16 protein-coding genes are annotated in these 12,852 nt (G+C 60.2%); 13 read left to right on the top strand and 3 right to left on the bottom strand.

What is annotated here, in order from left to right; genetic code table 11:
* Nucleotides 1-1,005: an aspartate carbamoyltransferase catalytic subunit gene (locus tag AB4N91_RS28845; protein WP_007897943.1), complete on the top strand. Its 1,005-nt coding sequence runs from the start codon at nt 1-3 to the stop codon at nt 1,003-1,005.
* Entirely contained in the window at nt 1,002-2,273 is a 1,272-nt protein-coding gene (locus AB4N91_RS28840; RefSeq protein ID WP_010466848.1) for a dihydroorotase, read from the top strand. Before AB4N91_RS28845 ends, AB4N91_RS28840 begins: the two co-directional genes overlap by 4 nt.
* A 94-nt stretch (nt 2,274-2,367) precedes the next feature.
* Here the strand turns inward: AB4N91_RS28840 and AB4N91_RS28835 are convergent, their stop codons facing one another.
* Complete coding sequence (locus AB4N91_RS28835; RefSeq protein WP_077747227.1) at nt 2,368-2,799, bottom strand: NINE protein; 432 nt, start codon at nt 2,797-2,799, stop codon at nt 2,368-2,370.
* A 249-nt stretch (nt 2,800-3,048) separates the two neighbouring features.
* Between AB4N91_RS28835 and AB4N91_RS28830 the strand changes: the two genes are divergently transcribed.
* Nucleotides 3,049-3,666, top strand: a complete 618-nt coding sequence (locus AB4N91_RS28830; RefSeq protein ID WP_077747226.1) for a C40 family peptidase — start codon at nt 3,049-3,051, stop codon at nt 3,664-3,666.
* Nucleotides 3,667-3,817: 151 nt separating this feature from the next.
* Here the strand turns inward: AB4N91_RS28830 and AB4N91_RS28825 are convergent, their stop codons facing one another.
* Complete coding sequence (locus AB4N91_RS28825) at nt 3,818-4,852, bottom strand: type IV pilus twitching motility protein PilT (RefSeq protein WP_010466841.1); 1,035 nt, start codon at nt 4,850-4,852, stop codon at nt 3,818-3,820.
* Nucleotides 4,853-4,909: 57 nt separating this feature from the next.
* Here AB4N91_RS28825 and AB4N91_RS28820 point away from each other — a divergent pair, with 57 nt between their 5' ends.
* From AB4N91_RS28820 to AB4N91_RS28775, 10 genes are all read left to right on the top strand, one after another.
* Nucleotides 4,910-5,596 carry a YggS family pyridoxal phosphate-dependent enzyme gene (locus AB4N91_RS28820; RefSeq protein ID WP_010466839.1) on the top strand — a complete coding sequence of 229 codons (687 nt, stop codon included), beginning with the start codon at nt 4,910-4,912 and terminating at the stop codon, nt 5,594-5,596.
* Between the two features lie 34 nt (nt 5,597-5,630).
* Nucleotides 5,631-6,449 carry a pyrroline-5-carboxylate reductase gene (gene proC / locus AB4N91_RS28815; protein ID WP_010466837.1) on the top strand — a complete coding sequence of 273 codons (819 nt, stop codon included), beginning with the start codon at nt 5,631-5,633 and terminating at the stop codon, nt 6,447-6,449.
* 24 nt (nt 6,450-6,473) lie between these two features.
* The gene (locus tag AB4N91_RS28810; RefSeq protein WP_010466835.1) at nt 6,474-7,061 is read left to right on the top strand and encodes a YggT family protein; all 588 of its coding nucleotides are present in this window, start codon (nt 6,474-6,476) and stop codon (nt 7,059-7,061) included.
* Nucleotides 7,061-7,357: a DUF167 domain-containing protein gene (locus AB4N91_RS28805; RefSeq protein ID WP_008007416.1), complete on the top strand. Its 297-nt coding sequence runs from the start codon at nt 7,061-7,063 to the stop codon at nt 7,355-7,357. The genes AB4N91_RS28810 and AB4N91_RS28805 overlap by 1 nt, the downstream gene beginning before the upstream one ends.
* 182 nt (nt 7,358-7,539) lie before the next feature.
* A complete protein-coding gene (metX, locus tag AB4N91_RS28800; protein ID WP_010466830.1) occupies nt 7,540-8,679 on the top strand; it encodes a homoserine O-succinyltransferase MetX in 1,140 nt (379 codons plus the stop codon).
* Between the two features lie 7 nt (nt 8,680-8,686).
* Nucleotides 8,687-9,307 (top strand): methionine biosynthesis protein MetW, encoded by a 621-nt coding sequence (metW, locus tag AB4N91_RS28795; RefSeq protein ID WP_010466828.1) that lies wholly within the window; start codon nt 8,687-8,689, stop codon nt 9,305-9,307.
* A gap of 26 nt (nt 9,308-9,333) precedes the next feature.
* Nucleotides 9,334-9,768: a DUF4426 domain-containing protein gene (locus tag AB4N91_RS28790; protein ID WP_077747223.1), complete on the top strand. Its 435-nt coding sequence runs from the start codon at nt 9,334-9,336 to the stop codon at nt 9,766-9,768.
* Complete coding sequence (gene rdgB, locus AB4N91_RS28785) at nt 9,765-10,361, top strand: RdgB/HAM1 family non-canonical purine NTP pyrophosphatase (RefSeq protein ID WP_077747222.1); 597 nt, start codon at nt 9,765-9,767, stop codon at nt 10,359-10,361. The genes AB4N91_RS28790 and rdgB overlap by 4 nt, the downstream gene beginning before the upstream one ends.
* A complete protein-coding gene (gene hemW / locus AB4N91_RS28780; RefSeq protein ID WP_145306720.1) occupies nt 10,358-11,563 on the top strand; it encodes a radical SAM family heme chaperone HemW in 1,206 nt (401 codons plus the stop codon). The genes rdgB and hemW overlap by 4 nt, the downstream gene beginning before the upstream one ends.
* 22 nt (nt 11,564-11,585) lie before the next feature.
* A complete protein-coding gene (locus AB4N91_RS28775) occupies nt 11,586-11,909 on the top strand; it encodes a DUF3392 domain-containing protein (protein WP_010466821.1) in 324 nt (107 codons plus the stop codon).
* 135 nt (nt 11,910-12,044) lie between these two features.
* Here the strand turns inward: AB4N91_RS28775 and AB4N91_RS28770 are convergent, their stop codons facing one another.
* Nucleotides 12,045-12,836, bottom strand: a complete 792-nt coding sequence (locus tag AB4N91_RS28770) for a hypothetical protein (protein WP_460111975.1) — start codon at nt 12,834-12,836, stop codon at nt 12,045-12,047.
* Nucleotides 12,837-12,852: the final 16 nt, after the last annotated feature.

Here is a 12,852-nt window from a genome sequence, read left to right as displayed (position 1 = left end):
ATGACGCCTCTAGAAACCAAGCGCCCGCTGCAGCTCAATGATCAGGGCCAGCTGCGCCACTTCCTCTCGCTCGACGGTTTGCGCCGCGAGTTGCTGACGGAAATCCTCGACACCGCCGACTCGTTCCTCGAGGTCGGCGCCCGGGCGGTGAAGAAAGTCCCGTTGCTGCGCGGCAAGACCGTGTGCAACGTGTTCTTCGAGAACTCCACCCGCACCCGCACCACCTTCGAGCTGGCGGCCCAACGGCTATCGGCCGACGTCATCACGCTGAACGTGTCGACCTCGTCGGCGAGCAAGGGCGAAACCCTGCTCGACACCCTGCGCAACCTGGAAGCCATGGCCGCCGACATGTTCGTCGTGCGTCACGGTGATTCCGGTGCGGCGCACTTCATTGCCGAACATGTCTGCCCGCAAGTGGCGATCATCAACGGCGGCGACGGCCGTCATGCGCACCCGACCCAGGGCATGCTCGACATGCTGACGATCCGCCGGCACAAGGGCGGCTTCGAAAACCTCTCCGTGGCCATCGTCGGCGACATCCTGCACTCGCGGGTGGCGCGCTCGAACATGCTGGCGCTGAAAACCCTCGGCTGCCCGGACATCCGTGTGATCGCGCCGAAAACCCTGCTGCCGATCGGCATCGAGCAATACGGCGTGAAGGTGTACACCGACATGACCGAAGGCCTGAAAGACGTCGATGTGGTGATCATGCTGCGCCTGCAACGCGAACGCATGACCGGCGGCCTGCTACCGAGCGAGGGCGAGTTCTACCGCCTGTTCGGCCTGACCACCGCGCGCCTGGCCGGGGCCAAGCCGGACTGCATCGTCATGCACCCGGGGCCGATCAACCGTGGGGTGGAGATTGAGTCGGCGGTGGCCGACGGTCCGCACTCGGTGATCCTCAACCAGGTCACCTACGGCATCGCGATTCGTATGGCCGTTTTGTCCATGGCCATGAGCGGGCAGACTGCGCAACGTCAATTCGAGCAGGAGAACGCCCAGTGAAGCTCAGCATTCTCGGCGCACGTGTCATCGATCCGGCCACAGGCCTGGATCAAGTTACCGATATTCATATTGAAGCCTGCAAAGTCGTTGCCCTCGGCGCCGCACCCGCCGGTTTTGTGCCCGTCGACACCATTGACGCCAAAGGCCTGGTGGCCGCCCCTGGCCTGGTTGACCTGAACGTCGCCCTGCGCGAGCCGGGCTACAGCCGCAAAGGCTCGATCATCAGCGAAACCCGCGCCGCCGCGGCCGGTGGCGTGACCAGCCTGTGCTGCCCGCCGAAAACCAAACCGGTGCTCGATACTTCGGCCGTGGCCGAACTGATCCTCGACCGCGCCCGCGAGGCCGGCAACACCAAAGTCTTCCCGATCGGCGCCCTGAGCAAAGGCCTGGACGGCGAACAGCTGGCCGAACTGGTCGCTTTGCGCGATGCCGGCTGCGTGGCCTTCGGCAACGGTCTGGAGAGCTTCCGCAACACCCGCACGTTGTGCCGGGCGCTGGAATACGCGGCGACCTTCGACCTGACGGTGATTTTCAACTCTCAGGATCATGATCTGGCCGAAGGTGGTTTGGCCCACGAAGGCCCGACCGCCAGTTTCCTCGGCTTGCCGGGCATTCCGGAAACCGCCGAGACCGTGGCCCTGGCCCGGGACCTGCTGCTGGTCGAGCAAAGCGGCGTGCGTGCGCACTTCAGCCAGCTCACCAGCGCTCGCGGCGTGGCGCTGATCGCTCAGGCCCAGGCCCGTGGCCTGCCGGTGACCGCCGATGTGGCGTTGTATCAACTGATCCTGACCGACGAAGCGCTGATCGACTTCAGCAGCCTCTATCACGTCCAGCCGCCGCTGCGCACCCGCGCCGACCGCGATGGCTTGCGTGCAGCGGTGAAGTCGGGCGTGGTTTCGGCCATCTCCAGCCATCACCAGCCCCACGAACGGGATGCCAAACTGGCACCGTTTGGCGCGACCGAGCCGGGCATCAGCAGCGTTGAACTGCTGCTGCCGCTGGCGATGACACTGGTGGAGGATGGGTTGCTGGATCTGCCAACGTTGTTGGCGCGCCTCAGCACCGGGCCTGCCGAGGCGTTGCGCTTGCCGGCGGGCAAGTTAGCCGTAGGCGGGCCGGCGGACATCGTGCTGTTTGATCCGGCGGCTTCGACCGTGGCCGGTGAGACCTGGCTGTCCAAGGGTGAGAACTGCCCGTTCATTGGGCATAGCCTGCCCGGCGTCGTGCGCTACACCCTGGTGGATGGGCGGATCAGCCACCAGTCTTGAGACTGAGCTGTCCCAATCGCTAGCAGGGCTAGCTCCCACGCAGGATCTGTGAACAACACAAATCCCCTGTGGGAGCTAGCCTGCTGGCGATGGCTTACTGGAAAGTGCCGCGATTCTGCGCGTTACGCACGGACACCTGGTCATTCAGCGTCCAGAAGTCATACAGCACCCCCAGAAAGAACAACCCGCCCGTCACCAGGTACAGCAATCCGCTGATCCACTTCCCCTGATACATCCGGTGTACGCCGAAGACACCGAGAAACGTCAGCAGAATCCACGCTACGTTGTACTCGATGGGCCCGGCGGTAAAACGCAGGTCCGCTTCACGGTCCATGGCCGGGATCAGGAAGATGTCGATCAGCCAGCCAATACCCAGCAAACCGAAGGTGAAAAACCAGATCGTCCCGGTCACCGGCTTGCCGTAATAGAAGCGGTGAGCCCCGGTAAAACCAAAAATCCACAGCAGGTAGCCGATCACTTTGCTGTGTGTATCTTGCTGCTGGCCAGCCTGTTGATAGGTGTTCATGAAGGACCTCGATTCACACGATAGATAAATATTCTTGAATTCTTTGTGACTTTTTTACAGGTTGCCGACGTATGGCACATGCTACCTTCGGTTGCGTCAAAGCCTTATACCACCTGACTTCTGTCCGACAATTGCGTCCATTTGCCGCTTATTTGGTTCCGTTGACCACAAGTTGAATCGACCAACGGCCTCGGAAGGGCAAAAAAAGCTGTTATAAAGTTGCGCGCTAACCCATATGAGCCTTGCCTAATGCGTCCATTTTTCAAGACATGGCTAACCATTTGCCTTTTGATGCCACTGGCCGCCCACGCCACCAATCGTGAGCAACGTCTTCCAAACGTTAATGGTTACACCCAAAAATCCCATGTTTCTGCTCCTTCGAGCAAAAACAAGAAAACCGAAAAACGTGCTCCACAGCTGGCTAGTAAAAGCAGCCTTGTTCCGCCGATGGCGACCAAGGAAAGCAGCAACGTGCTGAGTCGCGCCGTCAACGTCCTCGGTACACCTTACCGTTGGGGCGGCAGCAGCCCAAGTAAAGGGTTCGATTGCAGCGGCCTGGTGAAATACGCGTTCAACGACGCCACGTTCGACCTGCCACGCACGTCCAATGCCATGGCCAGCGGTCATGGCGAGAAAGTCGATCGCAAGGATCTGAAGCCGGGCGACCTGATTTTCTTCAACATCAAGAGCCGTCGGGTCAATCACGTTGCCATCTACCTGGGCAACGACCGTTTTATCCACGCACCGCGCCGTGGCAAGTCGGTGACCATCGACACCTTGAAGAAACCGTACTGGGAAAGCCACTACGTGGTTGCCAAGCGGGTTCTGCCGAAAGAGAAGAACACACTTCAGGTTGTTCAGCGCTGATCTGAAGTCCCGGGGTCAGACCCGGCACTTGCTTCGGTCATGACGCCCTCTTCGCGGGCAAGCCTCGCTCCTACAGGTCACGTGCCATTTTTTGCGGCACATGCCTGACCTGTAGGAGCGAGGCTTGCCCGCGAAGGCGTTTCTGGCCTCCTCAGAAGTTATCCGGCGTCCGCGCCTTCTCCCGTGCATGCTCCCGGCTGATCAAGCCCTTGGTCACCAAATCCTTTAAGCACATGTCCAGCGTCTGCATCCCCAGGCTGCCCCCGGTCTGAATCGACGAGTACATCTGCGCCACCTTGTCTTCGCGGATCAGGTTACGGATCGCCGACGTGCCGAGCATGATTTCGTGCGCCGCAATGCGCCCACCGCCGATCTTCTTGATCAGGGTCTGCGACACCACCGCCAGTAACGACTCGGACAGCATCGACCGCACCATCGATTTCTCGTCCCCCGGAAACACGTCCACCACCCGGTCGATGGTCTTCGCCGCTGACGTGGTGTGCAGCGTGCCGAACACCAAGTGACCGGTCTCGGCGGCGGTCAATGCCAGGCGAATGGTCTCCAGGTCACGCATTTCCCCCACCAGAATCACGTCGGGGTCTTCCCGCAGCGCCGAGCGCAGGGCCGTGGCGAAGCTACGGGTATCACGGTGGACTTCGCGCTGATTGATCAGGCATTTACGCGATTCATGGACGAATTCGATGGGGTCTTCGATGGTGAGGATGTGGTGATGGCGATGGTTGTTCAGGTAATCGATCATCGCCGCCAGGGTGGTGGACTTGCCGGAACCGGTGGGGCCGGTCACCAGCACCAGGCCGCGCGGCGCCTCGGTGATCTTGCGAAACACCTCGCCCATGCCGAGGTCGTCCATGCTCAGGACTTTCGACGGGATGGTCCGGAATACCGCACCCGCCCCCCGGTTCTGGTTGAAGGCGTTGACCCGGAAACGCGCCACGCCGGGCACTTCGAAGGAAAAATCAGTCTCCAGGTGTTTCTCGAAGTCCACCCGCTGGGTGTCGTTCATGATGTCGTAGATCAGCTCATGCACCTGTTTGTGGTCCAGGGCCGGCAGGTTGATGCGCCGCACGTCGCCGTCGACGCGAATCATCGGTGGCAGGCCGGCAGACAGGTGCAGGTCGGACGCGCCCTGTTTAGCGCTGAAGGCCAGCAGCTCAGTGATATCCATAGCGCTCCTCAATTCCAGTAGAATGCCGCCAACCTTCAAACCGCCGGCGCCTCTTTGATGTCCACGATAGCAGACAACATTCTTCAGGTTAGTTCGCGCATCCGCGCCGCCGCCCTTGCCGCCCACCGCGACGAGCACAGCGTTCAACTGCTGGCGGTGAGCAAGACCAAGCCTGCCGAGGCCGTGCGCGAGGCGTATGCCGCAGGCGTGAGCGATTTTGGCGAGAACTACTTGCAGGAAGCCTTGGGCAAACAGCTCGAATTGGCCGACCTGCCCTTGATCTGGCACTTCATCGGCCCCATTCAATCGAACAAGACTCGCGCTATCGCCGAGCACTTCGCCTGGGTGCATTCCGTGGATCGCTTGAAAATCGCACAACGCCTGTCCGAACAACGCCCTGCCGATCTGCCGCCCCTGAACATCTGCATCCAGGTCAATGTCAGCGGTGAAGCCAGCAAATCCGGCTGCACCCCGGCCGACCTGCCGGCCCTGGCCAAGTCCATCAGCGAATTGCCGCGCATCAAGTTGCGAGGGCTGATGGCGATCCCTGAGCCGACTGAAGATCGCGCCGCCCAGGATGCCGCTTTTGCTGCCGTGCAAAGCCTGCAAGCCAGCCTGAATCTGCCGCTAGACACACTTTCCATGGGCATGAGCCACGACCTCGAGTCGGCCATCGCCCAGGGTGCCACTTGGGTCCGCATCGGTACGGCCCTGTTTGGCGCCCGCGACTACGGTCAACCATGACAATGGCTGACGCCTCTCTTGATAAGGACCTGACATGAGCAAGACTCGTATTGCCTTTATCGGTGCCGGAAACATGGCCGCCAGCCTCATCGGCGGTCTTCGCGCCAAAGGCCTGGACGCCGCACAGATCCGCGCCAGCGATCCGGGCGCCGAAACCCGCGCCAAGGTGCAGGCTGAACATGGCGTTGAAGTATTCGCCGACAATGCCGATGCCATTCAAGACGCTGACGTGGTAGTGCTGGCGGTCAAGCCGCAGGCCATGAAAGCCGTGTGCGAAGCGATTCGCCCAAGCCTGAAACCGAATCAACTGGTGGTTTCGATTGCGGCCGGCATCACCTGCGCCAGCATGAACAACTGGCTCGGCGCCCAGCCGATCGTGCGCTGCATGCCCAACACCCCGGCGCTGCTGCGTCAGGGCGTAAGCGGTTTGTTTGCCACGGCCGAAGTAAACGCTGAGCAACGTCAGCAAGCCGAAGAGCTGTTGTCGGCCGTCGGCATTGCGCTGTGGCTGAACGAAGAGCAGCAACTGGACGCGGTCACCGCCGTTTCCGGCTCGGGTCCGGCGTACTTCTTCCTGCTGATCGAAGCCATGACCGCCGCTGGCGTGAAACTCGGCCTGCCAGCGGACATCGCCGCACAATTGACGGTACAAACCGCGTTGGGTGCCGCACACATGGCGGTTGCCAGTGATGTCGACGCTGCTGAATTACGCCGTCGCGTGACGTCCCCTGCGGGCACCACGGAAGCGGCAATCAAATCGTTCCAGGCCGGCGGCTTTGAAGCGCTGGTCGAAAAAGCACTCGGCGCCGCTGCGCACCGTTCGGCCGAGATGGCTGAGCAACTTGGCCGCTAATCAGCTCTTACAAAGGAATTAATGATGCTTGGACTCAATGACGCTGCCATTTTCATAATTAAAACCCTGGGCAGCCTGTACCTGCTGATCGTACTGATGCGCTTCATCCTGCAATTGGTCCGGGCGAACTTCTACAACCCGCTCTGCCAGTTCATCGTTAAGGCCACCCAACCGCTGCTCAAGCCGCTGCGCCGGGTCATCCCGAGCATGTTCGGGCTGGACATGTCGTCACTGGTATTGGCGCTGATCATTCAAATGCTGCTGATCGCGGTGATCCTGCTGCTCAAAGGCTTCATGGTCGACTGGCTGTTCCTGGTGCCATGGGCCCTGATCGCCCTCTTCTCTCTGTTCTTGAACATTATTTTCTGGGCGATGATCATCAGCGTGATTCTGTCCTGGGTCGCCCCGGGCAGCCACAACCCAGGTGCAGAACTGGTCGCGCAGATCACTGAACCAGTACTCGCCCCGTTCCGTCGGATCATTCCGAACCTGGGTGGCCTCGACATCTCGCCGATCTTCGCGTTTATCGTGATCCAGTTGCTGCAAAGCTGGCTGATCCCGCGCCTTGCGAACTTCGCCCTGATGCCGATGGGGCTCCTCGGCCTGATCTGATGAGCTACTTTCGCTGGGACGGTGACGATCTGATTCTGGAATGTCACCTGCAACCGGCAGCCCGCAGCGATGACTTCTGCGGGCTGCACGGGGATCGGCTGAAGATTCGCCTGACCGCACCGCCGGTCGAAGGCAAGGCCAACGCGTATCTGATGGCGTTTCTGGCCAAGGCGTTTGGGGTGTCCAAGAGTCAGGTCAGTTTGATCAGCGGGGAGTTGAACCGGCAGAAGCGGGTGCGGATCTGTTCGCCGAAGAAGCTGCCGGATTTGCCGGATCTGCTGCGTCCGGCAGGTTAACCGCGTCATCGTTCTTCGCGGGCAAGCCTCGCGCCTGCAAGATGACGCAATCCCTGTAGGAGCGAGGCTTGCCCGCGAATGCCACATCTCGGTCCAGCTGAATGAAATCAGGCCCGCCCTTTGCTTGCCGCTGACCCCACCGGTCTTTAGACTTACGCCTCATTTCAACGAGAGCAGGGTCGATGCCAACTGCCTTTCCCGCCGATTCTGTTGGTCTGGTGACGCCGCAAGTGGCGCACTTCAGTGAACCCCTGGCCCTGGCCTGTGGCCGTTCGCTCCCAGCTTATGACCTCATTTACGAAACCTACGGCACGCTGAACGCCACGGCGAGCAACGCCGTGCTGATCTGCCACGCCTTGTCGGGTCATCATCACGCTGCCGGCTTCCACAGCCCCGACGACCGCAAACCCGGTTGGTGGGACAGTTGCATCGGCCCCGGCAAGCCGATCGACACCAACAAATTCTTCGTGGTCAGCCTGAACAACCTCGGCGGCTGCAACGGCTCCACCGGCCCCAGCAGCATCAATCCGGAGACCGGCAAGCCGTTTGGCGCTGACTTCCCAGTCCTGACCGTGGAAGACTGGGTGCACAGCCAGGCGCGCCTGGCCGACCTGCTCGGCATTCGTCAATGGGCCGCCGTAATCGGCGGCAGCCTCGGCGGCATGCAGGCGATGCAGTGGAGCATCACCTACCCCGACCGCATTCGTCATTGTCTGGCCATCGCCTCGGCCCCCAAGTTGTCGGCGCAGAACATCGCCTTCAACGAAGTGGCGCGCCAGGCGATCCTCACCGACCCCGATTTCCACGGCGGCTCGTTCCAAGAGGCGGGAGTGATCCCCAAGCGCGGTTTGATGCTGGCGCGGATGGTCGGGCACATCACCTACCTGTCGGATGACTCGATGGGCGAGAAATTCGGTCGTGGCCTCAAGAGCGAAAAGCTCAACTACGACTTCCACAGCGTCGAATTCCAGGTTGAAAGCTACCTGCGTTATCAGGGCGAAGAGTTCTCCGGGCGTTTCGACGCCAACACGTACCTGCTGATGACCAAGGCGCTGGACTACTTCGACCCGGCAGCCAACTTCGACGATGACCTGGCGAAAACCTTCGCCAATGCCCAGGCCAAGTTCTGCGTGATGTCTTTCACCACCGACTGGCGCTTCTCCCCTGCCCGCTCGCGGGAACTGGTGAATGCGCTAATGGCGGCCAAGAAGGACGTTTGCTACCTCGAGATCGACGCTCCGCAAGGCCACGACGCCTTCCTGATTCCGATCCCGCGTTACTTGCAGGCCTTCAGCAATTACATGAACCGCATTACGTTGTGAGAAAGCCATGAGAGCTGATCTGGAAATCATCCAGGAATGGATCCCCGCTGGCAGCCGCGTGCTCGACCTCGGTTGCGGCGACGGCGAACTGCTGACCTGGCTGCGCGATAACAAACAAGTGACGGGCTATGGCCTGGAAAACGATCCGGACAACATCGCCGAATGCGTGGCCAAGGGCATCAACGTGATTGAGCAGGACCTGGACAAGGGCCTCGGCAACTTCGCCAGCAACAGCTTCGACGTCGTGGTCATGACCCAGGCGCTGCAAGCCGTGCATTACCCGGACAGGATCCTCGACGAAATGCTGCGGGTCGGCCGCCAGTGCATCATCACCTTCCCCAACTTCGGTCACTGGCGCTGCCGCTGGTACCTGGCGAGCAAGGGCCGGATGCCGGTGTCGGAGTTTCTGCCATACACCTGGTACAACACGCCGAACATCCACTTCTGCACCTTCGAAGACTTTGAAGCGTTGTGTCGCGAACGTGAAGCCAAGGTCATTGATCGGCTGGCCGTGGATCAACAACACCGCCACGGGTGGGCCAGTAAGCTATGGCCTAATCTATTAGGTGAAATCGGTATTTACCGCGTCAGCAGCCCAGGGTTGCAGGATCACAAAATCGCGGTCTGAACCACGACATTCCAAGGAGAACGATCATGGGTCGTCTAGCGCTGTTTGTACTTACTGCCTGCCTGAGCGTCACGGCCATGGCCGCCGACGTCATCAAAGGTGATCGTCAGGAGAAGTTTGGTGATGTGACGGTGCATTACAACACCTTCAACTCGACCTTTCTGACCCCTGATATCGCTAAAGCCGCGGAGCTCACCCGCAGCAAGAATCAAGGCGTGATCAACGTTTCGGTAATCAAGGAAGGCAAACCCCAGATGGCTCAGGTCAGCGGGACGGTCAAAGACCTGACCAGCCAAAGTGTGCCGCTGAAATTCAAACAGATCACCGAACAGGGCGCGATCTACTACATCGCCCAGTTCCCGGTGGATCAGCAGGAAGTCCGCACCTTCGAGATCAAGGTGCAGAACGGCGATAAAATCAACACCATCAATTTCAACCAAGAGCTTTTCCCCGGCGAATGATGAACTTCACGCAACTCGTACTGGCCAGCCATAACGCCGGCAAACTCAAGGAACTCCAGGCCATGCTCGGCGAGTCGGTGCAACTGCGCTCGATCGGCGAGTTCAGCAGCGTCGAGCCTGAAGAAACCGGCCTGTCGTTCGTCGAGAATGCCATCCTCAAGGCCCGCAACGCCGCGCGCATCTCCGGTTTGCCGGCGCTGGCCGACGATTCCGGGCTAGCGGTAGATTTCCTTGGCGGTGCGCCGGGTATCTATTCGGCTCGTTACGCGGATGGCCAGGGTGATGCGGCGAACAACGCCAAACTGCTCGATGCGTTGAAGGATGTGCCGGAATCTGAGCGCGGCGCACAGTTCGTCTGCGTGCTGGCGCTGGTGCGACATGCCGACGATCCGCTGCCGATCCTCTGCGAAGGCCTGTGGCACGGGCGCATCTTGACGGCGGCCAGCGGTGAACACGGGTTTGGCTACGACCCGCTGTTCTGGGTGCCGTCGCGCGATTGCTCCAGCGCCGAGCTGAGCCCGAGCGAGAAGAACCTCATCAGCCACCGCGCCCGTGCAATGGATCTGCTGCGCCAGCGTCTAGGCCTGATATGACCCACGACTCATCCGCGTCACCGCTGATTTTCGGCGGTGCCGCCCCCTCGCCTCGGGCCGCGCTCCCCGTGCTGCCGCCCCTTGCGTTGTACATCCACATTCCGTGGTGTGTGCGCAAATGCCCTTATTGCGACTTCAACTCCCACACTGCCAGCCCGGTGCTGCCGGAAGAAGAGTACGTCGACGCGTTGCTGGCCGACCTCGATCAGGACCTGCATGCGGTTTACGGTCGTGAGCTGAGCTCGATTTTCTTCGGTGGCGGCACGCCGAGCCTGTTCAGCGCCGAAGCCCTGGGTCGTTTGCTCAAAGGCGTCGAGCAGCGGATTGCGTTCGCCAGCGACATCGAAATCACCCTGGAAGCCAATCCGGGAACGTTCGAGCAAGAGAAATTCGTCGCCTACCGCGCGCTGGGCATCAATCGCCTGTCGATCGGTATCCAGAGTTTCCAGGAAGAGAAGCTCAAGGCCTTGGGGCGGATTCACAACGGTGACGAAGCGGTGCGAGCCGCCGGCATGGCACGTCAGGCCGGGTTCGATAACTTCAATCTGGACTTGATGCACGGCTTGCCGGATCAGTCGCTGGACGATGCGTTGAACGACCTGCGCCAGGCCATCGCCCTGAAGCCGACGCATCTGTCCTGGTATCAACTGACGCTGGAGCCGAACACGGTGTTCTGGAACCAGCCGCCGACGCTGCCGGAAGACGACACGCTGTGGGACATTCAGGAAGCCGGTCAGGCGCTGCTTGCCGAACACGGTTACGCGCAATACGAAGTCTCGGCTTATGCTCAGCCTGGTCGCCCGGCGCGGCATAACCTCAACTACTGGAGTTTCGGCGACTTCATCGGCATCGGTGCCGGTGCCCACGGCAAGCTGAGCCATCCGGACGGGCGCATCGTGCGCACCTGGAAAACGCGCCTGCCGAAGGATTACCTGAACCCGGCGAAAAGCTTCAAGGCCGGAGAGAAAGCGCTGACCAACGACGAGCTGCCGTTCGACTTCCTGATGAACGCCCTGCGCCTGACTGAAGGCGTGGAATCGCGCCTGTATCCGGAGCGCACCGGACTGCCGCTGGAAAGCCTCGCCGAAGGCCGGCGGGAAGCCGAACAAAGCGGCCTGTTGCGGGTCGAACCGTCACGTCTGGCGGCGACTGATCGCGGACAGCTGTTTCTCAATGACTTGCTGCAAACATTTCTGAGCTGATTTCAGCCTTAGGGGAAAACGAATGGATTTGATACTCGACCTGCTCGCCACCGTCTCCCGCTGGAGCCGCAGCAACCTGTCGGAAATCTCTCTGGCGCTGGTGGGCTGTCTGCTGGTGTTGTTTGGCGCCGATATCAAAGGCTGGGTCGACCAACGCCTGGGCAGCATCGCCGGCGCCTTGCGCGTCCCGCTGATGGCATTGGTGTGCATGGTCGGCAGCGGCGTCGCGTTGATCTACGCCACCCCGTGGATCATCAAAGGCCTGAGCCAGTTCAACAACTACAGCCTGGCGCCGGTGTTGTTGGTGGTGCTGGTGCTGATCGGCGTCGTCGCCGACCGCCGCTGACCTTTGACTACACCCAAAACAACTGTGGGAGCGAGCCTGCTCGCGATGACGTCATAACATTCAACATCTTCGTTGACTGTCAGACCGCCATCGCTGGCAAGCCCGCTCCCACATTTTTTGTATTGCGAATGCCCTTTATGGCTTGCCCACGGACTTGGCTTCGCTTCGGATCCTGGCAATGATCCCCATAAAGTCGTGGCAGCCCAACGCTTCGGCCTTGTCCAGATACACAACATTCTGACGGTCGAGCCTGCCACTCTCATTGACTCGGCTCATTGCCAGAATGTAATTGGCCTCGGCCCGGTACTGATCTTCGGTCAGCATCAATGCGACAGCACGCGCCTGCAAGGACCCTATCACTCGTTCTTTTGACAAGCCTGGCTGCAAGTCCTGAAAGCACAGGGCGCGCTTGGCCGGCATCGGATAAAAATCAGCAAAAATATCTGGCTCCTGAAGCAGCTCCTCAAGCGTCTGCAGATATTTCAAGTGACCGGCATCGCGTCGGTCAGACTTCATCGAGTCCTGATCGCACCGATGGAAGTAGGCGACGGCTGCCGCCAAAAAGCCTTGATCCATGGCTTTTTCATAAAGCTCACAGGTTTCCCTGCGCTGTTGTTCGGTAGGGCCCGGTTTGCTCAGGGTATTAGCCAGCAAATAGCTCGCGATGGGATGCCCACCGTCAGACGCCATCTTCAAATTGTATTTGAAGGCCTCCAGATCACCTTCCATGTTGCCTATTTGCTCGGGCTTGTTCTTGAAATCCAGCTCCCCGCTTGCTTCCAGCCTGACCAACTCATCCGCGTTACGTTTGATTTGATCAGCTGCATCCTGGGCACGTTGAAAGTAGTCGTCGATCGTCAGCGTCTGTCCGTGAGCCATTGAAGGCAGGGCGATGAACAACAGGATGCAGACGAGGATGAATTTCAAAACCTTGTCTTCCTTT

The sequence above is a fragment of the Pseudomonas sp. H3_D04 genome, assembly GCF_054669175.1.
This window is presented reverse-complemented; position numbering and strand designations above follow the sequence as displayed.

Bases quoted from the DNA above. Each gene is read 5' to 3' on its own strand.
- AB4N91_RS28845 (WP_007897943.1), top strand. From the start codon at position 1: ATGACGCCTCTAGAAACCAAGCGCCCGCTGCAGCTCAATGATCAGGGC.
- AB4N91_RS28835 (WP_077747227.1), bottom strand. From the start codon at position 2,799: ATGAACACCTATCAACAGGCTGGCCAGCAGCAAGATACACACAGCAAA.
- AB4N91_RS28830 (WP_077747226.1), top strand. From the start codon at position 3,049: ATGCGTCCATTTTTCAAGACATGGCTAACCATTTGCCTTTTGATGCCA.
- AB4N91_RS28825 (WP_010466841.1), bottom strand. From the start codon at position 4,852: ATGGATATCACTGAGCTGCTGGCCTTCAGCGCTAAACAGGGCGCGTCC.
- AB4N91_RS28820 (WP_010466839.1), top strand. From the start codon at position 4,910: ATGTCCACGATAGCAGACAACATTCTTCAGGTTAGTTCGCGCATCCGC.
- proC (WP_010466837.1), top strand. From the start codon at position 5,631: ATGAGCAAGACTCGTATTGCCTTTATCGGTGCCGGAAACATGGCCGCC.
- AB4N91_RS28810 (WP_010466835.1), top strand. From the start codon at position 6,474: ATGCTTGGACTCAATGACGCTGCCATTTTCATAATTAAAACCCTGGGC.
- AB4N91_RS28805 (WP_008007416.1), top strand. From the start codon at position 7,061: ATGAGCTACTTTCGCTGGGACGGTGACGATCTGATTCTGGAATGTCAC.
- metX (WP_010466830.1), top strand. From the start codon at position 7,540: ATGCCAACTGCCTTTCCCGCCGATTCTGTTGGTCTGGTGACGCCGCAA.
- metW (WP_010466828.1), top strand. From the start codon at position 8,687: ATGAGAGCTGATCTGGAAATCATCCAGGAATGGATCCCCGCTGGCAGC.
- AB4N91_RS28790 (WP_077747223.1), top strand. From the start codon at position 9,334: ATGGGTCGTCTAGCGCTGTTTGTACTTACTGCCTGCCTGAGCGTCACG.
- rdgB (WP_077747222.1), top strand. From the start codon at position 9,765: ATGATGAACTTCACGCAACTCGTACTGGCCAGCCATAACGCCGGCAAA.
- hemW (WP_145306720.1), top strand. From the start codon at position 10,358: ATGACCCACGACTCATCCGCGTCACCGCTGATTTTCGGCGGTGCCGCC.
- AB4N91_RS28775 (WP_010466821.1), top strand. From the start codon at position 11,586: ATGGATTTGATACTCGACCTGCTCGCCACCGTCTCCCGCTGGAGCCGC.